20 protein-coding genes are annotated in these 24,856 nt (G+C 45.5%); 19 read left to right on the forward strand and 1 reads right to left on the reverse strand.

The window, feature by feature from the left end; genetic code table 11:
- Window positions 1–2 precede the first annotated feature (2 nt).
- The 16 genes from AC58QT_RS33455 (at window position 3) to AC58QT_RS33530 (ending at window position 20,260) form a co-directional block, all read left to right on the forward strand.
- Window positions 3–848, forward strand: a complete 846-nt coding sequence (locus AC58QT_RS33455) for a PIG-L deacetylase family protein (protein ID WP_497412761.1) — start codon at window positions 3–5, stop codon at window positions 846–848.
- Window positions 849–1,020: 172 nt separating this feature from the next.
- Complete coding sequence (locus tag AC58QT_RS33460) at window positions 1,021–2,460, forward strand: extracellular solute-binding protein (protein WP_497412762.1); 1,440 nt, start codon at window positions 1,021–1,023, stop codon at window positions 2,458–2,460.
- Window positions 2,461–2,540: 80 nt separating this feature from the next.
- Window positions 2,541–3,428 carry a carbohydrate ABC transporter permease gene (locus AC58QT_RS33465; protein ID WP_497284160.1) on the forward strand — a complete coding sequence of 296 codons (888 nt, stop codon included), beginning with the start codon at window positions 2,541–2,543 and terminating at the stop codon, window positions 3,426–3,428.
- A gap of 16 nt (window positions 3,429–3,444) precedes the next feature.
- The gene (locus AC58QT_RS33470; protein WP_497284162.1) at window positions 3,445–4,275 is read left to right on the forward strand and encodes a carbohydrate ABC transporter permease; all 831 of its coding nucleotides are present in this window, start codon (window positions 3,445–3,447) and stop codon (window positions 4,273–4,275) included.
- A gap of 30 nt (window positions 4,276–4,305) precedes the next feature.
- A complete protein-coding gene (locus AC58QT_RS33475; protein ID WP_497412763.1) occupies window positions 4,306–5,325 on the forward strand; it encodes a Gfo/Idh/MocA family protein in 1,020 nt (339 codons plus the stop codon).
- Between the two features lie 39 nt (window positions 5,326–5,364).
- Complete coding sequence (locus AC58QT_RS33480; RefSeq protein WP_497412764.1) at window positions 5,365–6,159, forward strand: phytanoyl-CoA dioxygenase family protein; 795 nt, start codon at window positions 5,365–5,367, stop codon at window positions 6,157–6,159.
- Between the two features lie 33 nt (window positions 6,160–6,192).
- A complete protein-coding gene (locus tag AC58QT_RS33485) occupies window positions 6,193–7,140 on the forward strand; it encodes an aldo/keto reductase (protein ID WP_497412765.1) in 948 nt (315 codons plus the stop codon).
- A gap of 45 nt (window positions 7,141–7,185) precedes the next feature.
- The gene (hisD, locus tag AC58QT_RS33490; RefSeq protein WP_497412766.1) at window positions 7,186–8,472 is read left to right on the forward strand and encodes a histidinol dehydrogenase; all 1,287 of its coding nucleotides are present in this window, start codon (window positions 7,186–7,188) and stop codon (window positions 8,470–8,472) included.
- Between the two features lie 173 nt (window positions 8,473–8,645).
- Window positions 8,646–10,052 (forward strand): MATE family efflux transporter, encoded by a 1,407-nt coding sequence (locus AC58QT_RS33495; RefSeq protein WP_497412767.1) that lies wholly within the window; start codon window positions 8,646–8,648, stop codon window positions 10,050–10,052.
- Window positions 10,053–10,569: 517 nt separating this feature from the next.
- Complete coding sequence (locus AC58QT_RS33500) at window positions 10,570–12,312, forward strand: sensor histidine kinase (RefSeq protein ID WP_497412768.1); 1,743 nt, start codon at window positions 10,570–10,572, stop codon at window positions 12,310–12,312.
- Window positions 12,313–13,977 carry a response regulator transcription factor gene (locus AC58QT_RS33505; RefSeq protein WP_497412769.1) on the forward strand — a complete coding sequence of 555 codons (1,665 nt, stop codon included), beginning with the start codon at window positions 12,313–12,315 and terminating at the stop codon, window positions 13,975–13,977. It begins immediately after the preceding gene.
- Between the two features lie 107 nt (window positions 13,978–14,084).
- A complete protein-coding gene (locus tag AC58QT_RS33510) occupies window positions 14,085–15,746 on the forward strand; it encodes an extracellular solute-binding protein (protein WP_497412770.1) in 1,662 nt (553 codons plus the stop codon).
- A 105-nt stretch (window positions 15,747–15,851) separates the two neighbouring features.
- On the forward strand, window positions 15,852–16,745 hold the full coding sequence (locus AC58QT_RS33515; protein WP_310225304.1) for an ABC transporter permease: 894 nt from the start codon (window positions 15,852–15,854) through the stop codon (window positions 16,743–16,745).
- A gap of 17 nt (window positions 16,746–16,762) precedes the next feature.
- Window positions 16,763–17,641 carry a carbohydrate ABC transporter permease gene (locus AC58QT_RS33520; protein WP_497412771.1) on the forward strand — a complete coding sequence of 293 codons (879 nt, stop codon included), beginning with the start codon at window positions 16,763–16,765 and terminating at the stop codon, window positions 17,639–17,641.
- Window positions 17,642–17,689: 48 nt separating this feature from the next.
- Complete coding sequence (locus AC58QT_RS33525) at window positions 17,690–19,345, forward strand: MGH1-like glycoside hydrolase domain-containing protein (protein ID WP_497412772.1); 1,656 nt, start codon at window positions 17,690–17,692, stop codon at window positions 19,343–19,345.
- Between the two features lie 24 nt (window positions 19,346–19,369).
- Window positions 19,370–20,260: a glycoside hydrolase family 43 protein gene (locus AC58QT_RS33530; protein WP_497412790.1), complete on the forward strand. Its 891-nt coding sequence runs from the start codon at window positions 19,370–19,372 to the stop codon at window positions 20,258–20,260.
- Window positions 20,261–21,156: 896 nt separating this feature from the next.
- Here AC58QT_RS33530 and gdhA read toward each other — a convergent pair.
- A complete protein-coding gene (gene gdhA, locus AC58QT_RS33535) occupies window positions 21,157–22,527 on the reverse strand; it encodes an NADP-specific glutamate dehydrogenase (protein ID WP_497412773.1) in 1,371 nt (456 codons plus the stop codon).
- A 237-nt stretch (window positions 22,528–22,764) separates the two neighbouring features.
- Here gdhA and AC58QT_RS33540 point away from each other — a divergent pair, with 237 nt between their 5' ends.
- From AC58QT_RS33540 to AC58QT_RS33550, 3 genes are all read left to right on the forward strand, one after another.
- Window positions 22,765–23,349, forward strand: coding sequence for a TetR/AcrR family transcriptional regulator (locus AC58QT_RS33540; protein ID WP_497412774.1), 585 nt, complete (start codon window positions 22,765–22,767; stop codon window positions 23,347–23,349).
- Between the two features lie 101 nt (window positions 23,350–23,450).
- Complete coding sequence (locus AC58QT_RS33545; protein ID WP_497412791.1) at window positions 23,451–24,431, forward strand: aldo/keto reductase; 981 nt, start codon at window positions 23,451–23,453, stop codon at window positions 24,429–24,431.
- Entirely contained in the window at window positions 24,432–24,839 is a 408-nt protein-coding gene (locus AC58QT_RS33550; protein WP_497412775.1) for a MerR family transcriptional regulator, read from the forward strand.
- Window positions 24,840–24,856 lie beyond the last annotated feature (17 nt).

The raw sequence follows: 24,856 nt of genomic DNA on the forward strand, positions 1-24,856 counted from the left end.
CTATGAAAGTTATGACGATTTACGCGCATCCCGCGGATACGATTACGAATTGCGGCGGGACGCTCGCGCTTCATGCCAAACGAGGGGATGACGTTGTCGCGCTCATTTTGACACACGGCGGACGACTTCATCCGAACAAGTATGCAGAGGAGTGGCGCAAAGAAAACCCCGATGCGAGTCTCCTGCAGGCGGGCTTGGAAGAAATTGCGTTGAATAAGAAACGCGAATTGGAACGTGCAGCTCAGACCATAGGTATTGCTAAGCTGATCATGCTCGATTACGACGACAACTATTCAACGGTCAATGAAGAAATCGTGAATCGAATTGCAGAAGAGGTATCGAAGGAGCGGCCGGACATCGTCATCTGTGATTACCCCATGAATACCGCCTTTCACAATCCCCATACCATCGCAACACAAATGGCCTTCGCTGGCCTCAGCAAGGTATCCCTTTATTTGAAAAATCTAGATGGTCAGCCTGAGTATCAAGTCAAACAAATCTTTTTAACCTCCCTTCCGGTAAGTCCGATCGATGGATTAAGTCTGTATGGCATTCGTAATGATGTATTTATTGACATCAGTTCAGTAGTAGGTGAGAAGATTAAAGCGATGGATGAATTCAAAAGCCAAGGCTACAGCGGCTTATTCGCCCGTAAGCTGCTTGAATCCTATAACGGCGAGTATGGCCGAGCGGCTGGTGTTAATTTTGCCGAAGGCTTTTTCAGAGTCTATAACGAAACCCATGAACATCTGCCGCTGACAGCAGCTGCGCAAGAAAGTGATCTTCTCATGAGACACCTCAGTTACTCGACAATGAGTATAAGAGAGATGTTTCCCCTGCCGGAGTAACTGGTAGGCCTCCCCTTCTTACGATCTTCCAATCTACTCACATGATGTTACCTACCCTTCTCCAGCAAGAGCATACAACCTTCACAATGTTAACGTTTTCGAGCAGTCCAACAAGGCGAAGAGACTCTGCACATCTCATTCATTTTTATTAGGAAAAGGGAGGAAGACGAGCATGATTTCTTACTTGAAAAAACGTTCATTCAAATCACTTTTTGTGGCAACTAGTGTTTCGCTCTTAATGGCGACAACAGTAGGGTGCAGCACAGACGAAGGGGCTAGTAAACCAACACCTAGCACAGCACCAGCGGGCAGCGCCAGTCCGACAGCGGCAGCCTCGCAAGCGCCAAAAGAGGATCCTAAGATCGAGCTGACGGTATGGGCGGCTCCGAACGGCACGTACAAACCAGGTCAAAAAGCTGGTGACTGGTTTAAAGAAGATTTGCTGCCGGAATGGACGAAGCTCCATCCGAATGTCAAAGTCAACATTGAGCTTATCCCCTTTGATGGGATTAATGAGAAAGTCACAACAGCCATCGCCTCCAAATCAGCTCCAAACGTATTTTTGGACTATCCAGGGCGCACTTTGGCTTATGGACAAATGGGAGCACTTGCTTCGCTTGAAGATATTATTCCTGCTGAAGATTTGGCCCAAGTGAAGAAAAGTGCGGATATGATGAAAATGGTCTCGGTAGGCGGCAATGTCGTGACGATGCCGTATTATTCGACCCAACTCGGATTGATACTTGATAAATCCTTATGGAAAGAAGCGGGAGCTGAGAAATTGCTTCCACAAGATGAATTCCGGACATGGACGCCTGATCAGTTCAAAGCCGCTTTGAAGGCTGTAGCTAATAAAGAAAAAGGCGTTTATGGACTAACGTTATTCGCATTGAATGAACAAGGGGATCAAATCTATAACAATATTATTTCCGGATACGGAGCGAAGTTGTTCAATGCTGATTACACGAAATATACAGCAGGTGACAGCCCTGAATCGGAAAAGGCGTTAACCTTCTTCAAATCACTCGTCGATGAAGGGCTCGTCACGCCGCATCCTGAAACATTGACATCCACGAACGCGCTCGATTACTGGAAGCAACGGAAGAACGGGATGGTCGTTGCCTCAGCAGCTCACTCCGACATTATCAAGAACGGCTTGAAGGATGGAAGTGTAAGTGGACCTCATGAGTATATGTATGTCAACTTTCCTTCAACAACGCCTGGTCAAGCGGCATTAAAGTCTGAAGTTGGCTTTGGTGTTGTGTTCAAGAACTCGGATGCTGTGAAAGAAGAATGGGCGAAGAAATTCCTTTACTGGACGATGAGAGATAATACGATTTTCCAAACAGCTATGAAATCATTCAATCCGCTTGGTAAAGCGCCTGCTTGGACCGAAAGTGACCCAGAGCTTCAATTCCTAGCTAAGTTAGCTACGAAAACGAAAGAATGGCCTGTAATTGACCCAGGTTGGGGAATTAAAGGCTATCCTGAGATGAGAGCTGCGATGTTCCCTGAGATTCAAAAGCTGTTCATCGGGATGTCAACGCCGAAGCAAACGATAGATACGATCTCCAAGAAGTTTAATGACACGATAGCCAAATACAATAAATAACCGGTACTGGGCGGCAGGATGACCGTGGTCTCTTGCCGTCATTTCAATAACAGATTAGCGGCAGTAGGAAGGAGAAATTCATGAAACAGGGGAAAATCAGCAGCATCCGTTTACGTAGAGAAATCAGCGGTTGGTTATTCGTCCTGCCGATGTTGTTGTTTTTTGTGCTGTTCGTCGTGTATCCCATTCTTAAAGCAATCAAGAGCAGTTTCTATGGCTTTGATTATACGAAGTACTACTGGTCAGGCTTGGACAATTATCGCACCATTTTCACGGACCCGCTGTTCTGGAAGTCGATTCGTAATACGCTGGAGTTCGTCTTATATCTAGTCCCGTCCATTACGGTTATTGCTTTGATGATCGCCGTAACGATTCATACGTATCCGAAAAAAATGCAATCCTTTTTCAAAGCTGCCTTTTATATACCAGGCGTGACATCGATTGTTTCTCTAACTTTAGTTTGGCAATACATCTATAACGGACAATTCGGCCTTGGCAATTATGTGTTGGATCGATTGGGCATGAATGCCGTTAACTGGCTGGGGGTCAACTCGGCCACGCTGGCTTTGTCGGTTATTGTGCTAACTATTTCCGTAGGTTCTGCGGTCGTTGTTTTTTCGGCGGCACTTGGAGGAATACCCAAGGATTTCTACGAATCTGCCTCGCTGGACGGAGCAAAACCGTGGCATATGTTCGCTCGAATCACACTTCCGATGTTAAAACCGACGCTATTATATGTCGTTGTAACGGGGACGATCGGCGCTTTTCAAGTATTCGCCATCATCATGATTATGACGGGAGGCGGACCGGCGTATCGCACCACTACAATCATGATGCTTATCTACCAGCAGGCGTTCGTTAATATGAACTTCGGAATTGCGAATGCGATGGGGATTGTCCTATGTGTCATCATCAGCCTAATCGCCTTTGTGCAATTTAAGCTGCTTAAATCAGATAACGAATATTAAGGAAGGTGGGACGAGGATGCCGAATAAAAAGTCACCGCTATGGGGGGGCCATTTATTTCTATGGGTATTAACCTTGTTCTTCCTCTGGCCCTTCTACTGGATGGTTAGCGGTTCCCTCAAGAACCTCAAGGTTGCGCTGCAAATTCCACCTGAATGGATACCGATTCACCCAACATTTCATAACTATACGTCCTTAATAAAAAATAGCCCTGTGTTCACCTGGTTTTATAACAGCATGTTTATCTCGTTGATAGCCACCGTGCTGGTGATCACGGTTAGTTCGTTGTCCGCGTATGCCTTAGCGAAAATTCCATTCAAAGGCTCTAAATGGCTGTTCTCGTTCATGATTGCAGCGATGACGATTCCGCATACGGTGCTGTTCATCCCACTTTTTCAATTGTTAAATGAGCTAGGTCTCATTAATACCAAATGGGGGGTACTACTGCCCGTCGTGGGTTGGCCTTTCGGTGTTTTCCTGTTAAAACAGTTCATGAGCACGCTTCCAAGTGAACTGGTAGAAGCCTCCAAAATCGATGGCTGCGGGGAATGGCAAACCTTCTGGCGCATCATTCTGCCGCTTGCCAAACCGGGTCTTGGCGTCTTAGCGATCTTCACATTTGTTAACACGTGGAATGACTATGTGTGGCAAGTCATCGTGTTAAGCGGCGAGAAGACGTATACCTTACCAGTGGGTATTAAAGTTGCCCAAAAAATATCAGAACTGGAAACGAACTATGGAATCGCTATGGCAGGTGCAATGTTCGCAACGCTTCCTGTATTAGTCATATTTCTCTACTTTCAAAAATACTTTACGGAAGGCATTACCTTAGGTGCATTGAAAGGTTAATTCTTCAGCGCGACGAAAGAAGGGACTTCCATGTATCACGCTGCGATAATCGGACTTGGCAAGATCGGCTTAACCTTTGATATTCCCTATAAAGGAAGAGTAAACAGCCATGCAATGGCCTATCATTTGCATCCAGAGGTGGCGTTGGTTGCAGCTGTCGGAAGAAGGCAAGAGCAGGCGGAACAGCTGGCAATGATTGCACCAGAGGCGCAATTCTATGGGGATCAGGAATTGTCATCCATGCTAAGGCATCATCACCTGGATATCATCAGTATTTGCACGCCGCCTGCGGTAAGGTATGACTTGCTTCAAACTGTGCTTGAGCAGTCGAAGGCCAGGCTCATCTTTCTAGAAAAGCCTGTAGCGAATGGGCTTGAAGAAGCGGAGCGTATAGCGGCTTTATGCAAGCTGCATAGCGAACGAACCGTCGTCGTTAACTTATCACGAAGATGGAGTGAAGGAGCCATGCAGATCCGTAGGGCAGTCCAGAATGAGATCTATGGGAAGCTGAAGAAGATACATTTACGGTATAGTCGTGGGATTTCTAACACCGGTTCGCATCTATTCGATATGGTGCGATACGTGGCAGGAACCATCGAGCAGGTAAAGGTCGTAGAGCGCGTGCCTACCAACTTGGATGAGAGAGAGGATTGGACCTATTCCTTCTTGTTTACAGCAGCAAACAATCAGGTTACGGGGTACGCGGAGGCGTTTGATGACCGCAATTACAATCTGTTTGAACTTGTGCTGTACTTGGAAGGCGGCATGATCGAAATGGTTCAAGGTGGAACTGAGATTCGATACTATGGGACCGAGCCTCATCCGGTGCAAGCTGGCATGCGACAGCTGGTGCTCGAACGAACAGAGAAAGATGATCTTGGCAAATCCAGCCCAATGGTCAATGCGATCGCTCACCTGGTCCACATCCTAGATGTGGGCGTGGAACCGCTTTGTACGTTGGCGGATGGCATTTACCCGCTATATGTAGCGGAGGCGTTGAACCAGTCCTATGCAAGAGGTGGTACCACTGAGCAGGTGCTTGTTGAATGAAAGCAGGACACTCAATTCGATCTTGACTAAGGGAGATTGATGATGGAACTGATCCCATTAACGACAGCGCAGCAACAATTTTTTGAAGATCAGGGGTATTTATTGGATCTACCTGCTATTTTCCCCGGTGAAGAAGCGAAGCGAATGCAAAGGGGCTATGAGAAGCTCATTTCTTTGTTGCAGCAGGATGAGAATCCATCTGACATGATGGGCTGGCATAAGACGAGCCGCTGGCTATATGACATTTGTGCGCATCCGCAGATTCTCAGCTGTGTTGAAGGCGTATTGGGCGATGATTTTTATTTGGCAGCTACTGAGTTTATTACGAAATCGCCGCATTCAGACAAGATTGTCCCTTGGCATCAAGATTCCTACTATTGGTCGACTGCGCTGAATAACACGGTTACCGTCTGGCTGGCTATCACGGATGTGGATGAAGCCAACGGTGCCATGAAGGTTATTCCAGGTACACATAAAGCGGGTCTTATTCAACATAAAATCGCAGGCGAAGACGCCATTCTATCATTCGAACTGGACCAAGGAACTTTCAGCGAAAAGGATGCCGTGTCGATGATTATCCCATCAGGCGGCATTTCGATGCATGTCGATTCCCTTATTCATGGTTCCGGTCCAAATACCTCTGAGCGCTGGCGCATCGGATTTGTGATTCGCTATTCCAAGACGATGGTGAGATGGGATCCGCAAATCTACCCTGATTTCAAGCTTTTCATGATGAAAGGAATCGACGAGTACGGTTACCATCCTCAGGGTGAAGTGCCTGTAGAGCCGTTTGGGCGCCCACCTTATACCAAGCGTATTCGCAAGCGAGAATAATGGCATGTGTCAGAGAAAGTGAGATGATTCTTTATGTTAAGCTACGACAAACTATGGACATCTACGATCTCCCCTTTAACGCTCGGCACTGTGCAGTTGGGGATGCCCTATGGGATTGCGAATCAGTTGGGTCAGCCCGATGAGAGCGTAGCAGGACGTATCTTGGATGCTGCCTTGGAAGGTGGCATTACCTGTCTAGATACGGCTGGCGTGTATGGAAGCTCAGAGCAGGTTTTAGGCACTTATTTTGGACAGCAAGAGCGCTCAGCTCATGTCATAACCAAAATCCACTTGACTGTGGATCATGAAACAACGATTACCGATTTGGAGGATCAAATAGAAGTAAGTGTTCAAAGGTCGTTGGAACGCTTGCAGACCTCATGTATTCCCGCCGTGCTGCTGCATCGACCAAATGTATTAGGCGTGTTCGGTTACAAAGTGACTGAATTGCTGCGTAAGCAGGTAAAAAGAGGGAATATCGGCACGGTGGGGGCATCACTCCTTTCCTACGAAGCACAGGAATTTGCAGCAAATTGGCAGGAACTTCAGGATGATTTTTACGAAATTATCCAATTGCCCATCAACGTCATGGATCGTCGGATGTTTGCGAATGGGGCGTTCGATAGGCTTAGGAACGCAAATAAGAAACTGTTTGCCAGAAGTATTTATTTGCAAGGACTGTTCTTCCTTCAGCCAACCGAATTAAAGGGCAATCTGCAGGTCGCGGATCGTTGGCTTACCTTATTGCGCACTTGTGCGGATCAAGAAGGAATGACTGTACCTGAATTAGCCTTTTCTTATATCCACCATATGCCGGGAATTGCAAGCATCGTGTTTGGTGCCGAAACGCCGAAGCAAGTAGAAGATAATATTGCGCTTCTAGCCACACCTGCTATTAGCGAAAAGACACTGCAAGTACTGGAAACAGCTTTCTCTGAAGTCCCTGAACTCGTGATTTCGCCTTCCATGTGGGCAGTCTGATTATCGCCAGGCCATCCAAATATTCGGAAAAATGAGGAGATTACCATGGTCACCTATCTCAAACAAGGTAATGCGCAATCATCATCTGCACTTAGCGAAGAGACGGTCTATCACACCGTTAAGGATGTCATTCAAGCCATTGCTAGCCGTGGGGATGCAGCGGTTCGTCAGATTTCGGAGAAATTCGATAACTGGTCGCCGGAAAGCTTCCGATTGAGCGAAGCTCAGATTCAAGAAATTATAGCCAGCGTACCCGATCGCGTGAAGGAGGACATTCGTTTTGCTCAGCAGCAAATTCGCCATTTCGCCGAAAAGCAATTGGCAACGATCCATGACCTCGAAGTTGAAACCCTTCCGGGTGTTTTTCTGGGACATAAACATATTCCCGTTGGGCGAGTAGGCTGCTATATACCTGGAGGGCGCTATCCAATGGTAGCTTCGGCTCATATGAGCATCCTAACAGCCAAAGTGGCTGGTGTTCCAAAAGTTATTGCCTGCACGCCACCGATCAAAGAGGAGATACCAGCCGCAACCGTATGTGCGATGGCCTTCGCAGGCGCGGATGAAATCTATGTGCTTGGTGGTATTCAAGCGATGGCTGCGATGGCGCACGGGACGGAAACGATCGAGTCCGTTGATATGCTGGTCGGACCTGGCAATGCCTACGTGGCTGAGGCCAAACGGCAGCTATTCGGCAAAGTGGGCATCGACCTGATTGCCGGGCCGACTGAAGTGTTGGTCATCGCCGATCATACAGCTGATGCCGAAATGGTGGCTGTTGACTTGCTAGGTCAGGCCGAGCATGGGCCGACTTCTCCGGCAGCCTTGATTACAACCTCCGAGGCATTGGCAAGGGAGACGCTGCTTGAAATTGAAAAACAGCTGAAGGTTCTCCCGACAGCTGATATTGCTGGCGTCGCCTGGCGTGATTATGGCACTATTTTGGTGGTGGATAGCTTGGAGGAAGCCCTCATTGAAGCGGATAAACTTGCTTACGAGCATGTCGAAGTACTGACGGAGGATCCGAATTACTTCTTAGCCAATATGTCGAACTACGGAGCTTTGTTTCTCGGCCCCGAAACGAATGTGGCTTATGGAGATAAAGCAATTGGCACGAATCATACGCTTCCGACCAAAGGCGCTGCGAGGTATACGGGCGGTCTCTGGGTTGGTAAATTTCTGAAAACGTGTACCTATCAGCGATGTACGAAAGACGCTAGCGCAATCGTCGGAGAGTATGTTTCACGTCTCTGTGAAATCGAGAATTTCATGGGTCATAAGGAACAAGCTGATCTGCGTGTGCGGCGGTATGGCAGTAAGTCATCTGTTTAATAAAATGCTTCGCAAGCAAAGCAAGCTCTCCCATTTATGATGGTAGAGTCTTGCTTTTTCTCTGTTCATCTATAACAATGGACCAAGGAAGTCATGAGTGAAAAAAGGAATTGTACTAGCGAGGTCGAAGATTGATTACCTGACAATAAATTAACGAAGAAGAAGATGATGTGATGGGAACTGCATTTAGCTTGAGACGAAAAGCTTTTATGCATAAGTATTTCTCCGGAAAAGTGATGGATTATCAACAGATTATTGGCTTATACATACCGATTCTGATTGATCAGACTTTCCTGGTTGGCCTCAACTTGGTGAACATTGCGATGATTAGTTCGTCAGGTGTTGCTGCAGTTAGTGCAGTAAGTATGATTGATTCGCTCCATATATTTCTAATCAGCGTATTCATAGCCGTCTCGACAGGTGGAACCGTTGTGGTCGCCCAGTACAAAGGAAGCGGCAATGACGGGATGGTAGCCAAAGCTGCTGCTAGCTCGATTTCCTTGGTTTCGGCATTTGCGCTAGGCATTAGCTTGTTAATGATTGTGTTTCATAGTCCCGTCTTAACGCTCCTGTTTGGAACAGCTTCTCCAGAAGTGTTCGCTTATGCCAAGACCTATCTGATAGGGAGCAGTGTATCTTATGTGGGGATTGCTATTGTAGAGGCTGTTTGCGGTGCACTTAGAGGGATCGGAAAATCCCGAACTTCCTTGAAACTCTCTTTGATTATGAATCTATCGTATGTACTTTTGAATGTGATATGTATCCATTTCTTACATATGGGGGTACATGGATTAATCATCGCTGTGAATGTGTCTAGATTTCTGGCGGCATTCATAGCAGTATTGTACGTGGTAAAATTAGATACGAATTTTAAAATGCGATTGTACGATTTACTGCATGCAAATATGGCGATGATGAAGAAAATTTTATTTATCGGGCTTCCCTTTGCGGCGGAGCAGATGTTCTTTAATGGCGGGAAAATTGTTACGCAAATTTTTATCGTGAGTCTTGGCACGCATGCCATGGCAACGAATGCAATTGGCGGTACACTGGCAGGTGTGTTACAGATTCCAGCAGCCGCGTTATCTCTGACTACGGTAACTGTGATTGGGCAATGTATGGGGGCGCAAAATGTGAAAGATGCCCGCAAATTTGCTAAATCATTCCTTTGGCTTGCGTCATTTACACTATTCGTAATGGCGTTGATCCTTATTCCGTTGTTCAAGCCGCTGGTCAGCTTATTTCACCCACCGGATGATATCATTCGGGAGCTTTTCATTATCGTGTTGATCAATGCAATTGCACAAGTGCCGCTCTGGCCAATCAGCTTCCTCTTGCCAGCAGCACTTCGAGCTGCGGGTGATTCCAAATTCACATCCCTGACATCGATGCTGTCCATGTGGTTGTTCCGAGTCGTTCTAGGGTATGTGCTTGGCATCATGTTTCACATGGGGATTATTGGTGTATGGTTAGCGATGAATATTGAATGGGGCGTGCGTGGACTCATATTCCTCATGCGCTTCAAGGGGGATCAGTGGTATCGTCATCGATTGATCGAGCCAGCTACGGATAGCAAATAAGGGCGACACCTTCTCACTGGAGAAGGTGTTTTTCTTGTCATGCCATCTCGATAGGAGCAGAGAACTGCAAAAACACATCTTTTTTAAGGAGAATAGACCGATTATCGAAGAATTGATGCGAAAATACATCCTTTTCTCGGAATATCTCTTGATTCCGATGAATTTGATAGAAAAAACTGCATAATCGCAGCAATTTCCTCTTTATTGCTCAAAACCCTATTAAAAGATGTATTTTCGCAGTTTTTTACAAGTTCCGTGAGCTAGCTGGCAAGGTCGAGCGCTGAAAGGGTCACTTCAACTAGTTGAGTGCAGAGGTTGAGGTGGAGGTGGAAGTGTCAGTAGAAATGTTAAGGTCAATGAATGGTTAAACTGTATAAGGCCAGATTGTGAAGAATCATTCACTACTAAGTTTAAATTTTTCATGTTAGTATTGTTGTTAAACTAACTTTCGGTCGTCGCGTGAATGAACCGGAGTATAACAGAAGTGGATAAGTTTTCCACGAAAGGGGGACTACTAATGAATCTGAATCTAACGAGACATCCTTGGAAGAAGAATGCACTCAAAAGATTAATTCTTTCATTTATTTGCATTCTTTTGCCACTCTACCTGCTTAGCATGATTATATACAATTGGGGGATTCGAACGCTGCAAGACGAAATATCCAAATCAATGATCTCGCAAGTTTCAGGATATTTCAGCGGGCTGGAGGAGGAATTCCGACGTATACAAACACTGCAGTACGATGTGTTAAGCGATGACAATTTGAATGCCTTAGGAGCGATTCCGGATTCCTTGAATGATATTGAGAAAATGCAAAGTATTCTGCGTCTCCAGCAACGCCTTAATGCCATTCGGAACAGCAGCACATATATAAAGGATGTGTACGCTTACATCCCGGCCATCCAGAAGAATGTGTCGGCGCTAACGATCTCTTCTTTTGATCAGGAAGCCTTTCAAAAATTAAGAAACATTCCGCTGACCTTAGATTCGCAAGTGATGAATGTTGACGGTCGAATGTATTTGAGCGCTGTGTATCCTTTCTCTACACCAAGTAGTAAGAGGGGTCCTCTTTTTATTGTGGCCATCGAACTGTCGAAGGAAAAGCTGGAAGAGCATTTGAAATTAATGGTGAATTCACAGGATGAGGGACTGATATTCAACAGCTCTCAGTTTGTTATCACGACTAGCCATGATCCTGCTTTCGATCAACAGATCACTGCCCGCATGACGAGCGACGTGAATATGGGCAAGGCGCAGAAGCTCATCATCAATGACAAGCATTATCTCGCTGTATACGCATCTTCTCATTTTTTTGGTGCTGTCTTAAGTAAATATGTACCGGAAAATGCCGTATTTCAACCGCTGCAGAAGTATAGAAGTTGGTTTGTTTTACTAGCAGCAGTAGCGCTCTTTATAATCATTATTTACTCGTTATATGTGTACAAATACATTCATAAACCGTTGGATAAACTGGTCAAAGCTTTCCGTAAAATCGAGCATGGCGATCTAGATGTTCAGATTGATCATACGATTAACGATGAATTTCAGTATATTTATAAGCGTTTCAATGTCATGTCTGGAAATTTGAAATCCTTAATTGATCAAGTCTATAAACAGCAAATCTTAACACAGAAGGCGGAATTGAAGCAGCTTCAATCCCAGATTAATCCTCATTTTCTGTACAATAACCTCTTTATTCTGAGTACGATGGCACGGCTTGGTGACTATGAGAATCTGGAGCAATTTACGAATCAACTGGGCGAATATTTCCAATTCGTTACACGGAATAGTTCAGATGAGGTACCGCTCTGGAAAGAAGTGAATCATGCTAAAGTATATGCGGATATTCAAGCTATGCGATTCTCGAACCGACTGCGAGTTGAATTCGATGAACTGCCTGAGCATGTTGGGCATGTCATGGTGCCGAGGTTGATTCTCCAACCGATTATTGAGAACGCTTTTGAACATGGACTGGAAAGGAAGCCAGCGAATGGCATTTTGCGGGTTCGTATTCTTAAGATTGCTAGCGTGATTCATATGATTGTTGAAGATAACGGCGAGGAACTTGATGAGAAACGAATCGAGCTGCTTAGAGCCGCCTTATCCAACCAAGATGGGGTGGAGACGACAGGTATTTTGAACATCCACCAAAGGATTCGATTGAAATTCGGACAGACTAGCGGGTTAGTTGTGGAACGCAGTGAATGGGGCGGCTTGAAGACGACGATTCAGATCGATTACACGAATGGAGGCGTATAAATGTACAGGGTGCTAGTCGTAGATGATGAGATGATTATTGCAGACGGGGTCTATGAGGTACTACAGAGTATTCCTCAGCTTGAGTTAGATGTGTATAAAGCTTACTCGGGTATTGAGGCTATGCGGCAATTCGATCGTACACGCTTCGATATCGTGCTTACGGACATTCGGATGCCAGGGCTTGATGGCTTGCAGCTGCTGGAGAAAATACGGGAGAGATGGCCGCAATGCAGGGTTATTTTTCTCACGGGATACAATGAATTCTCCTATATTTACTCCGCTATTCAGTATGAAAGGGTCAGTTACTTACTGAAAACCGAAGGCTATGAGAAAGTGATTCAAATGGTTGAGCATACCGTTGCTGAGATTGAAACAGAGTTGAGGGCGCAGTCATTGCTGAAGATCGCTCAGGAGCAGTTGGACGATATGCGGGGGATGCTCCAGAACGATTATGTGAAGCAGATTCTGAATGAGCAGCTCGATGTGCGTGAGATTAATCAAGAGCAATTCGATGAGCTTGGAATACCGCTGAAAGCGGATCACCCTGTCCTTATTATGCTGGGTAGAAGCAATAGTTTGTCTAACAGGACAACGTATTCGGAGAAGTCTAGGCAGCTGTACAGGATTAAGAAAATTGCCGAACAATACATGTCATCCCATGTTTCTTTTATCGATGCGGTGAATGAGCATATGGACCTTATTTGGCTGATTCAACCCCTAGGAGATAATTTGGAGCAAGAGGGATGGGAGCGCACGCTGACGTTCGTACAAGGGAATTTGGAGTTGGTTCAAGCTGCCTGTCGCGAATCAGTCGGTGAAATACTTTCCTTTGTTTTGGATGATAGTACGGTAGCATGGGGCGGCACAGCAGAGCGGTTCGCGACGCTTACGATGCTGATGAATTATCGGATTGGTCAAGGCGGTGGCATGCTGCTTCTAGATAAACAAATGGTGGAGCATGAGCTTCAGAAGTCGGATGGGAGTCAGCGTGAGAAGTCGCAGATTCGGCAAGCAAAATTGGACCAATTGGCGGATCAATTAGAGCATGGTCAACGTGTGGAGTTCCGCAATACGTTACTTGCTTGTGCGGAATCGTTAAAGAATATCGAGAGCATGCATGATGTTCCTGCGCAAGAGCTTTATTATTCCATTGGACTTGTTTTTTTATCCTATATGAACCGTTGGAATTTGGTAGAGATGGTTGCGACCCAGATTGGCTTGCACAAGCTTATGCAGCCAGGCGAGCATGAGTCATGGCGTGTGGCATTTGAGTATCTGAGCCGTGTAGAAGAAATTCTATTCAATCTTCAGAATCAAGAAGAAGAGAGACGAGCAAATGCGATTATATCTCTGATACAGAAACACATTAAGGATCATCTTCATAATCCGGATGAGGTGTCACTGGTGAAATTAGCGGAGCTGGTGTATTTTAATCCGTCCTATTTGTCACGATTATTTAAACAGGTCACGGGAACCAATTTATCTGATTACATTTCGGCAACCCGTCTATCAAGAGCCAAGAGCTTACTGGAAAATCCGAATATTAAAATCCAAGAGGTTGCCGAACAGGTTGGTTATGGAACAGCGACGAACTTTACGCGCTATTTTCGCAAGATGACACGTATGACCCCACTGGAGTATAGGACCTCCATTTTCAACAAGTAAACAAGTGATTCAAATGTAAAGACATGAATATTGAATGCCGATTGATTGCGCATTACCATTAGAGATGTAGCAACTCTAGTACATTCAGATCTTTCGGGGAGGTTCACATGAGAAAAAGAGATAAAGCTAAATCGGCCGTTATTCTCTCAGCAGCAGGACTATTGGTGCTCTCTGCTTGTAGTTCAGAGGGTTCAAAGGATAGTAAATCAACGGCTACGCCTGCGACTTCTGCGTCTGGGGCTAACTTGATGGCAAAATATGAAAAACCGGTGGACATAACAGCTTGGCGCTACACAGAAGCAACCTACAAGTATGAGAATGGTGACACGATTGAAAATAATATTTATACAAAAGCGTATCAAAATGACCTGAACATTAACTTGAAATATCAATGGACCGTGCCCGTCGAGCAATTCGATCAAAAGTTGAATGTGGCAATCGCAGCGGGGGATCTTCCTGATGTCATGTGGCTGAAAAACAAGCAACTTACGGATTTAGCTGATAACGACATGCTCTATGACTTGACGGAGCTGTATGACAAGTATGCCTCACCGATGGCGAAGAGTATTCTGCAGCAGGATCAGAAGGCTTTTGATACGGCTAAGATTGGCGGTAAGCTAATGGCGATTCCTCAGACATCGTCGGCAATCGACGGTCTTCCGCTTTTGTATGTACGAGCGGATTGGTTAACAAAGCTTGGTCTTTCAGAGCCGAAATCGATGAAAGAAGTGCTGGCAGTTGCAGAAGCTTTCACGAAGAAGGATCCGGACGGAAACGGTAAAGATGATACCTTCGGAATGGCATTTACGAAATCGTTCTTAGCGGATACGCATTTTGGAACAACGGGCTTCTTCTCAGGCTTTCATGCTTATGCGGGTAAATGGGTGAAGGATGCGTCTGGTAACAAGCTTGCCTACGGAAGTGTTCTGCCAGAAGTGAAGACGGCACTGAAGCAGCTCCAAGATATGTACGCGCAAGGTTTGCTCGATAAGGAATTCGGCGTTAAAGATCGTGCGAAGGTAACGGAATCCGTTGTTGGCGGCAAAGTAGGTATCTTCTACGGCAGCATGTCTGCCCCATTGTCAATCATCCAAAAGAACATCGATAACGATCCAAAAGCAGATTGGAAAGCGATTCCGTTGGTATCTGTCGATGATAAGAAGGCAACACCGATCGGTAAAATGCCAATTCAACGCTATTATGCTGTTAGTAAGAAAAGCAAAAATCCGGAAGCCATTATTAAGCTTCTGAACTTCGCAATGGATGGGTATGACGAGAGTAAGAAGATCAAACCAGAGATGAGCTTCTCCCCTACGAATGTTCCTGTCTATCTCTATAGTCTGATGAACCCAGAGCCAGCAAACAAAAACTTGAGCGCGCATAACAATACGCTGAGTGCGATTGCTGCGAACGATGCATCCAAGCTGACGACGGAAGAAAAAGGTTACTATGATAAAATCGTAGATTACCGTAAAGGAAACAATGCGAATTGGGGTACGGAGCGTGTATTCGGTTCGCCGAGCAGCTTCGATGTTATTAGCAAGTACGTAAAAGACGATAATTACATGCTGGATGCTTTCTATGGTGCAGCAACACCAACGATGGTTGAGAAAAATGCATCGCTTCTGAAATTGGAAGAAGAAGTATTTACAAAGATTATTATGGGCCAATCCATCGATACGTTTGATAAATTCGTTGAAGACTGGAAGAAGCTTGGCGGTGAACAGATTACGAAGGAAGTCAACGACTGGTATGCAAAAAGTAAATAAGAAGTTGGCGGCTTAATACGGATTGGAGCTTAGGGGAAGCGGTCGTACACTGCTTTCCCTTTCGTTATTTGTGCCATTATGCAAATGGAGAGGAGTAAAACGGAGATGAACAAAAAACTGCAGGAAATTCCTTTGCATCTTATGTTGTTACCTGGTGTTATTCTTACGATAATCTTTAGCTATGTCCCGATCGCGGGGATTGTCATTGCGTTTCAAAAGTTTGTACCGTCCAAAGGAATCTTTCATTCCAAATGGATCGGGCTTGATAATTTCCGCTATATGCTGGAGATGCCCAATTTTAGTAGTGTGGTATGGAATACGGTGTTCATTGCTGTTATGAAAATCATTGTACATTTGATTGTGCCCGTTATTTTTGCCCTGCTTTTAAATGAGGTCATCAGCACGGCGTTCAAACGGACCGTTCAAACGATTATCTACTTCCCTTATTTTTTGTCCTGGGTCATCCTGGGAGGCATTCTCATTGATATTCTCTCGCCTTCAGCCGGCATAGTGAATCAGATGCTTGGCCTACTAGGTATTGAACCGATCTTTTTCCTTGGCAACGAAAACTGGTTTCCATTTACACTTGTCGCTTCCGACACGTGGAAGGAATTCGGATATAGCACGATCGTTTATTTAGCTGCCCTGACGGCAATAGATCAGTCTTTGTATGAAGCTGCAGTTGTAGATGGAGCTAATCGTTGGAAGCAAACACTCCACGTTACTATTCCCGGCATGCTGCCTATTGTCACGCTGATGACTGTTCTGAGCTTAGGAAATGTACTGAACGCTGGGTTTGACCAGGTGTTTAATCTGTACAGTCCGATGGTTTACAGTACTGGAGATATTATTGATACGATGGTTTATCGGATCGGTTTAGTGGATGCGCAATATGGCGTAGCAACGGCGGTTGGCTTGTTTAAATCCGTGATTGCTTTCATCTTAATTGTCATTTCGAATAAGCTTGCCAATCGGTATACGGGTTATCGGATATTTTAAGGTCAGGGGGAAAGGCTATGCAAAAAGTTTCAACAAGCAGAAAATTATTTCTGCTAATCAACTATATTTTGTTGGGTTTAATAGCATTCTTATGTCTATTGCCGCTGATTAACGTGCTAGCTGTCTCTTTTAGCTCTAGCAGCGCTGCAGCAGGTGGCCTCGTCAAACTTTGGCCTGTGGATTTCACGATTGCCTCTTATAAACATGCTCTAACAAAGAAGGAATTCCTTGAAGGTTTGTTCGTTTCCATCCAAAGAGTAGTGCTCGGCTATGCGATTAATATGGTTGTTACCATCCTGATTGCCTATCCGCTTTCGAAAGAAACAACTACGCTTCGTGCAAGAAATGTATATGCTTGGTTCTTCATTATCACGATGCTTTTCCATGGCGGATTAATTCCTAGCTATATGACGATGAAAGCACTCGGCTTACTCGATACCATTTGGGCATTAGTCCTACCTGGGGCCGTACATGTATTCAATATGATATTGTTGTTGAACTTCTTCCGAAATTTACCTAAAGAAATTGAAGAAGCGGCATACATCGATGGAGCGGGTCACTGGAAGGTACTATGGAGTATGTACATTCCATTATCTAAACCAGCGTTGGCAACAATCACGCTCTTTACCGTAGTCATGCATTGGAATTCGTGGTTCGACGGTTTGATTTACATGAATTCGCCTTCGAATTATCCACTGCAAAGCTATTTGCAAACGATCATAGTCAATCCTGACTCCAGTACGCTTTCATCAACAGAACTGTACATGTCAGAGGTATCAGATCGTACTTTCAAGGCGGCACAAGTTTTCCTGGCGGCTTTGCCAATCTTAGTATTTTATCCATTCTTACAGAAATATTTCATGAAGGGCCTAGTTATGGGCAGTGTAAAAGGTTAATACAGGGGCTGCCTTAGGCAGTCCATTTCTTTTGGGGAGGCAATTACGATGAGTGAGAACATCTTACATCGGCTTCGTGAGCTATCCGTAGCGGAGCAGTTAGGTCAATTGAAAAAGGCCACAGATCACGATGTGCTGAACGAGTGGCTCCAATCAGGAGTTAAATTTACATCCACTGGTGGTCGGTTGGAGGAAACGTATTACAATGCGCTGAGCAAGTTGTTTGATTGCATCGTACCTACGATGGGGGACGCGCCTGTGCTGCACGAGGGTGGCATTTATCTAGGTTGTTGGATGGAAAGCACGGGGACGATCAACAATGAACTGCTGTCCCGGTTTCTTCCTACGGTGTCGGAGGATACCTTCGAATTGTTCGCAGACTATCAGAAGGAAGATGGTCAGCTTCCATATAAAGTGACCGAGAATGGCCCGGCGTTTCGGCAGATTCAGATGGTTACCCCGCTGGCGAGAAGCGTGTGGAATCATTATGAATTGAATGGGCGAAATCAAGTGTTTTTGCGCAAAATGTATGAGGCGATGGTACGTCATGATACATGGCTTGCGACGTATCGGGATACTCGGAATACCGGCTGTATAGAGGCATTTTGTACGTTTGATACAGGGCATGACTTGTCTCCGCGATTCTGGCATGTTCCTGATTCAGCGCATCTGGATGACGCTCGGCAGTATAATCCAGATTCACCAACCTTGCCCTTCTTAGCGCCTGATTTGACAGCCAATGTGTATTGTCAGCGTCTCTATTTATCACGTATGGCGGAAGAGCTAGGGGACGAGCATGCAGCATCAGAGTGGAGAGTGAAGGCGGGGATAAGCTTAGATAGTTTGTTCACTCATTGTTTCGATGAAAGTGATGCTTTCTTCTATGATCGCGATCGGAACGACGAATTCGTTCGAGTTCAGTCCGATGTCTTACTGCGAGTGCTCGCCTGTGAGGTAGGCGATGGGGAGTTCTTCGCAGCTTCGTTGCGGAAATATTTGCTCAATACGAGCAAGTTTTTCGCTAAGTATCCGTTTACTTCGGTGGCGATGGACGATCCGCGCTTCGATCCGTTTTCAAGCTACAATACATGGGCAGGAACGTCTAATTTCTTGAGTTTAATTCGTACACCGCATGCTTTTGAGCACCATCATCGCTATGTGGAACTAACTTGGGTGCTGAACCCGATTGTTACAGCATTGGCGCAGATGACTCGTTTTGCCCAAACTGTAAGCCCGTGGACAGGAAAAGAAGGTTATACGGAGTCTTATTCACCAGCTATTCTGTGCCTGCTAGACTTCGTTGAACGGATGTGTGGAATCGTGCCAAGGCCGGATGGAGAGCTATGGTTCACTTCATTACTACCGTATCCGCAAGATCACGGGGAGGTCATGGCAGCGGAGACGGGATATCGTCGAATCATAGATGGCATGACATTTGAGTTCGTCACGACGAGTGAAGGCAGCACTGTGTATCGGAACGGGAAAGCTTATTTGCAGATACCGATCGGCACTAGGGCAGTGACAGATCGCAGCGGTCAACTGAAAGCGATAATTGGTATGAGCGTGCGGACCATTGAGGGGACTGTCACTTATGAAGGTCGCGATATTCCGCTTCTTGTGAAAGGGAACGAGGGGGTTGAGCTTGTAGAAGGGCGATTTGTTAGTGTGCGCGATGTGGGCGTTATTTATCCAACGTATCGGTAAAATGGGAGGTAGTTAGGTATGGCGATGATAAAAAATAAGGACATACAAATCAGGGATCCCTTCGTTGTTCCCGTAAAAGAAGAAGGAAAGTATTATTTGTTCGGCAGCACGGATTCGAATATTTGGGGCAAGGGAACTGGGTTTAATGCCTATGTAGGGCAAGATTTGCAGGAATGGGAAGGACCTTACACGGTCTTTAAGCCCGATGAGGATTTCTATGCCGAGAACAACTTCTGGGCACCGGAAGTGCATAAGTACGAGGGACGTTATTATATGTTCGCAACCTTCCGTCGGAAGGATAATAATTTGCTAGGAACGGCTGTTTTGGCAAGTGACAGCCTGTTGGGCCCGTTTACGCCTCATAGTGAGGGGCCTGTTACGCCGAAGGACTGGTGTTCGCTGGACGGGACGCTGTTCGTCGATGAGGAAGGGCTTCCGTGGATTGTGTTTTGCCGTGAATGGCAGCAGGTAGGTGATGGCCAAGTTTGTGCGGTACGACTGACTGCAGATCTGAGGGATATCGTTGGCGAGCCAGTCGTCCTCTTTTCCGCATCTCATGCGAAATGGCCGACTTCCTTCCAGCATCCCCGTTACCCTGGACAGGACAACTACGTAACGGATGGCCCATCCTTCTATCGTGCAGCGAATGGAGACTTGTTCATGTTGTGGGCGAGCTTCATTAACAATACCTATGCCCTAGGTGTGGCGAAATCTGCTTCGGGCGATGTGTTGGGTCCTTGGGAGCAGGAGGATGAGGCACTATTCCAAAGCGATGGCGGCCATGCGATGATGTTCCATGCGTTCGACGGAGCATTGATGCTTGCGATCCACACGCCGAACCAGACGCCGAATGAGCGACCGCTATTTCTTGAGATTGAAGAGGTGGAGGGCAAGCTGCGGGTACGAGCGACATAGAGGGTTGAGAAGGAAAGTAAGAGCTGCCGGGAGGCAGCTCTTTTTTGCGTGTTGGGTAGCTGGAGCTGTGTAACTCGAAGAAATCGAGTTACAGGCGAGAGAAAGAGCGAAAGGGGCTACGTAACTCGAAATAATCGAGTTACGGGCGAGAGGAAGAGTGATAGGGGGCGTGTAACTCGAAATAAGAGACTGTCGATTAATGAATCGAGACTTAATAAATATGCAACTTAGTGAATTCTTATAAAAATTGACGGTTTTAGAGGAGCTTGTCTCTCCTTACAAAGGTACGTTCACATACATGCGATTTCAAATAAAGGTGTGCCATAACGTTATTTGCTACATTGGCATGTTCTGCGAAGAAATAGCATTACGGAATAACGCTATTTCGACCGAATGGAGTGGTATTTATCCATTTATGGTGAAATAGCGTTATTTTATAACGTTATTCTCTCGTATTCTCTTCTAAACTAACAAATAAGATGTTTTCATAACGTTATTTTGCGAACGAGGTTCATCTCTATGTCATGGGAGCGATAAGTTATCTCGAGTTGCAAAAGTTCCCGGATGTTTCTCTAAATTTCAAATGTTTATAGGATATTCAGGATAAACAGTTAATCGACAGTCTCAATAATCGAGTTACAGGCGAGAGAAAGAGCGAGAGAAAGAACGAAAGCAGCAGTGCTGACGCCTTTGCGCACAATTTTTGTGCGCAAGCAAGCAACTGCCAGCAGCGCCGAGGTCGAGCATACCAAAAATAGGGTGTCCCAAAGTAGCTGAAACTACTCTGGGACACCCTATCACTTTAAGGCACTAAAGTTCCCATGCCATGTCTATTACTTGTACCTAGCAATAGAAAGACATGTTAGGTACTTTAACTACGGCTAGCCTTATGCTTCTTAAACAACACCTTGAGCGATCATGGCGTCAGCCACTTTGGTAAATCCTGCAATATTGGCACCAACGACAAAGTTACCTGGATGGCCATATTCCTCAGCAGCTTGGACAGCGCTTCTGTAGATATTTTTCATGATGGCATGAAGCTTATCGTCAACCTCATGGAACTGCCAGGAGTATCTCATGCTGTTCTGTGACATCTCAAGAGCGGATACGGCAACTCCGCCTGCATTAGCGGCCTTTGCCGGCCCAAATAGCACGCCTGCTTGCAGGAAGACGTCAATGGCTTCCAGAGTCGATGGCATGTTCGCACCTTCACCGACAGCTTTGACACCGTTACGTACAAGAATTTTAGCAGCATCCTCATTAATCTCGTTCTGTGTGGCGCTAGGAAGCGCGATATCGCACGGAATCGTCCAGATGCCATTACAGCCTTCATGGTAGGTTGCGTGAGGGTGTTCTTTGACATACTCGCTGATTCTGGATCTCTCAACTTCTTTGAGGCGTCTAACCGTTTCGAGGCAAATGCCTTTTGGATCATAAATGTAGCCATTAGAGTCGCTGCATGCAACGACTGTCGCGCCTAGCTGAACCGCTTTCTCGATGGAGTAGGTGGCAACGTTACCGGAACCTGAAACGACGACTGTGCTGCCCTCAAAGCTTAGTCCTTGGGCTTGCAGCATTTCATTCACAAAGTACACACAACCATAGCCAGTGGCTTCGGTACGACCTAAGCTTCCGCCATAGATGATACCTTTGCCTGTCAGAACACCAGATTCATGCACGCCGCTAATGCGTTTGTACTGTCCGAACATGTAACCAATCTCACGAGCGCCTACGCCGATATCGCCAGCTGGCACGTCTGTGTCTTGACCGATATATTTATAAAGCTCTGTCATGAAACTTTGAGTGAAACGCATGATTTCATTGTCAGACTTGCCTTTAGGATCAAAATCGGCGCCGCCTTTACCGCCGCCAATCGGCTGACCTGTAAGGGAATTTTTGAATGTTTGTTCAAATCCAAGAAATTTGATAATACTGGCATTAACAGAAGGGTGGAAACGCAAGCCACCTTTGTAAGGTCCAATTGCACTGTTGAATTGAACGCGGAAACCGCGATTCACTTGTGTAAAGCCTTGGTCATCTACCCAAGGTACTCGGAACGTAATTAAACGCTCAGGCTCTACAAGACGCTCAAGAATGCCGTGTTTGATATACTTCGGTTGCTTGGAGAGAACCGGAATCAGTGACTCGATAATCTCTTTCACAGCTTGATGGAACTCTGTTTCGTTGGGGTTTCTTTTGACTACAGTTTCGTAAATGCCATTTACATATTCTCTTGCTGCTACATCATTGTCCACTTGAACTAACACGCTGTCATCCACCTTCACAATTTTAAAATAGAGTAAAAAGTTATTAGTATAGTTTTACCCTATTCCGGCCAATTGGGCAATCAAAATTTACATGTCATGTAAGCTTACTGAATGATGTGAATAAAGTGCTCATTAGACTAAATTTACAGATTGTAGTATAATTTACACGTTTTAAAATGGCGTAAATAAATACATGTTTCACCCAATTATCATGTAAGAGTAGAGGACATTAGAACTATGGATAATCGAACAACACGTACAGACCCGCGAGTTATTCGCACACGTCAATTGCTGAAAGATGCTTTTATAGAGTTACTTCAGGAGATGGATATTGAGAAAATTTCCGTGAATCGGATCGCAGAGCGTGCCACAATCAACCGTGTTACTTTTTATCTTCATTATAAGGACATCCCAGATATGATGGAGAAAATAGCAGATGACATGATTGAAGACATCCATCGTAGTTTGAACATGACTTCAGAAAGTCAACCCATGACCGAAGAAGATGATTGGTCGATGCTGGTGAACTTGCTTGAGCATTTTGCTGAGAATGCTAAGTTTTATAAAGTCGTCCTTGCGTCCAGACGTACGCCGATCTTTACGGAGAGATTGTTAAATTTGTTGACGGAATTAATTACTTTAAGAATAGAAAGAATGGGTGGAGACTCTGCGTTAACTACGAATGGTGTTCAAAAGGATATTGCTATCTGGTACGGTTCTTCCGCTTTAATCGGAACGATTGTTGCTTGGCTCCGCAAGGATATGCCCTATACACCAGTGTTTCTAGCAAAGCAATTTACCTTGATGCGTTCATTGTCATGAGAATAGGAACAAGATAAATCTTGTCTTGACTTGGAGTTAACTCCAAGGGGTAGAATGAAGAGGTAGCAAATACGATGTATAGGAAAGCGAGGAACACGAAGATGGACTATGTGAAACTTGGAAATACGGGCTTGGACGTATCGCGAATCAGTCTGGGTTGTATGAGCTTTGGTGTTGCTGAGCGGTGGACGCATCCTTGGGTCCTTAATGAGGAAAACAGTCGGCCTATTATCAAAAGGGCATTAGAGCTCGGTATCAATTTTTTTGATACGGCTAATATTTATTCGGACGGAACAAGCGAAGAGATTGTTGGACGAGCACTGAAAGATTATGCGAACCGAGATGAGCTTGTCATCGCGACAAAGGTTCATTTTCGTATGCATCAAGGTCCCAATGGGGCTGGTTTGTCCCGAAAAGCAATCTTGAGTGAGATTGACAAGAGCCTTAAGCGACTAGGAACGGATTATGTAGATCTTTATCAAATCCATCGCTGGGATTACCATACCCCTATTGAAGAAACGATGGAAGCCCTCCATGATGTTGTGAAAGCTGGAAAAGCAAGATATATTGGTGCTTCTGCGATGTACGCATGGCAATTTCAGAAGGCATTACATGTCGCTGAAAAAAATGGGTGGACCCGGTTTGTATCGATGCAGAATCATCTAAACCTCATTTACCGCGAAGAGGAGCGGGAGATGATGCCGCTTTGTAAGGATCAAAAAATCGGCGTGATCCCCTACAGTCCACTCGCATCAGGGAGGTTAACACGTGACTGGTCGGAAACGACACATCGTTCTGAAACTGACCAAGCGCAGAAATCCAAATATGATGCGTTTGCAAGCAAGGATCTCCCAATTGTGGAACGACTTGCTGTCATTGCTGAAAAACGTAGTCTGCCGCGGGCACAAATTGCACTTGCCTGGTTGCTGCAGAAGGAACCTGTCACGGCTCCGATTATCGGCGTTACGAAAGACGCCCATCTGGATGATGCGGTAGCTGCGCTTTCCGTTACATTAACCCCGGAAGAAATTGCTTCATTAGAAGAGCAATATGTTCCGCATCGGGTAGTGGGTGCAGTCTAAATGCTGATTGCGGAAGTAAGCCAAACGTATGATTTATCTCAGGATACACTTCGCTATTATGAACGAATCGGTCTTATTCCACGAGTGAACCGCAATAAGAATGGGATAAGAGATTATTTGGAAGAAGATTGCAAGTGGGTAGAATTTATTAAATGTATGCGAGGCGTAGGTCTCCCCGTTGAAACCTTGATTCAATACGTTGGATTATTTCAGCAAGGCGATGAAACCCTAGAGGCTAGAAAAGAACTCTTGATCGAGCAGCGGGAGCAGCTACTTACAAGAATGGAAGAAATGAAGAGCGTGTTTGAACGGTTGGATCATAAAATTTCCAGATATGAACAAACGATTGCCGCCAAAGAGAAAACGTTAAGTAGAGCGCAAGAGGTAGTTGGAAGCGATATAGGATAAAAGATAAGATACAGAGG

The sequence above is a fragment of the Paenibacillus sp. J31R109 genome, assembly GCF_059692055.1.

Coding starts and splice junctions, on each gene's coding strand:
- AC58QT_RS33455 (WP_497412761.1), top strand. CDS start 3: ATGAAAGTTATGACGATTTACGCGCATCCCGCGGATACGATTACGAAT.
- AC58QT_RS33460 (WP_497412762.1), top strand. CDS start 1,021: ATGATTTCTTACTTGAAAAAACGTTCATTCAAATCACTTTTTGTGGCA.
- AC58QT_RS33465 (WP_497284160.1), top strand. CDS start 2,541: ATGAAACAGGGGAAAATCAGCAGCATCCGTTTACGTAGAGAAATCAGC.
- AC58QT_RS33470 (WP_497284162.1), top strand. CDS start 3,445: ATGCCGAATAAAAAGTCACCGCTATGGGGGGGCCATTTATTTCTATGG.
- AC58QT_RS33475 (WP_497412763.1), top strand. CDS start 4,306: ATGTATCACGCTGCGATAATCGGACTTGGCAAGATCGGCTTAACCTTT.
- AC58QT_RS33480 (WP_497412764.1), top strand. CDS start 5,365: ATGATGGAACTGATCCCATTAACGACAGCGCAGCAACAATTTTTTGAA.
- AC58QT_RS33485 (WP_497412765.1), top strand. CDS start 6,193: ATGTTAAGCTACGACAAACTATGGACATCTACGATCTCCCCTTTAACG.
- hisD (WP_497412766.1), top strand. CDS start 7,186: ATGGTCACCTATCTCAAACAAGGTAATGCGCAATCATCATCTGCACTT.
- AC58QT_RS33495 (WP_497412767.1), top strand. CDS start 8,646: ATGGGAACTGCATTTAGCTTGAGACGAAAAGCTTTTATGCATAAGTAT.
- AC58QT_RS33500 (WP_497412768.1), top strand. CDS start 10,570: ATGAATCTGAATCTAACGAGACATCCTTGGAAGAAGAATGCACTCAAA.
- AC58QT_RS33505 (WP_497412769.1), top strand. CDS start 12,313: ATGTACAGGGTGCTAGTCGTAGATGATGAGATGATTATTGCAGACGGG.
- AC58QT_RS33510 (WP_497412770.1), top strand. CDS start 14,085: ATGAGAAAAAGAGATAAAGCTAAATCGGCCGTTATTCTCTCAGCAGCA.
- AC58QT_RS33515 (WP_310225304.1), top strand. CDS start 15,852: ATGAACAAAAAACTGCAGGAAATTCCTTTGCATCTTATGTTGTTACCT.
- AC58QT_RS33520 (WP_497412771.1), top strand. CDS start 16,763: ATGCAAAAAGTTTCAACAAGCAGAAAATTATTTCTGCTAATCAACTAT.
- AC58QT_RS33525 (WP_497412772.1), top strand. CDS start 17,690: ATGAGTGAGAACATCTTACATCGGCTTCGTGAGCTATCCGTAGCGGAG.
- AC58QT_RS33530 (WP_497412790.1), top strand. CDS start 19,370: ATGATAAAAAATAAGGACATACAAATCAGGGATCCCTTCGTTGTTCCC.
- AC58QT_RS33540 (WP_497412774.1), top strand. CDS start 22,765: ATGGATAATCGAACAACACGTACAGACCCGCGAGTTATTCGCACACGT.
- AC58QT_RS33545 (WP_497412791.1), top strand. CDS start 23,451: ATGGACTATGTGAAACTTGGAAATACGGGCTTGGACGTATCGCGAATC.
- AC58QT_RS33550 (WP_497412775.1), top strand. CDS start 24,432: ATGCTGATTGCGGAAGTAAGCCAAACGTATGATTTATCTCAGGATACA.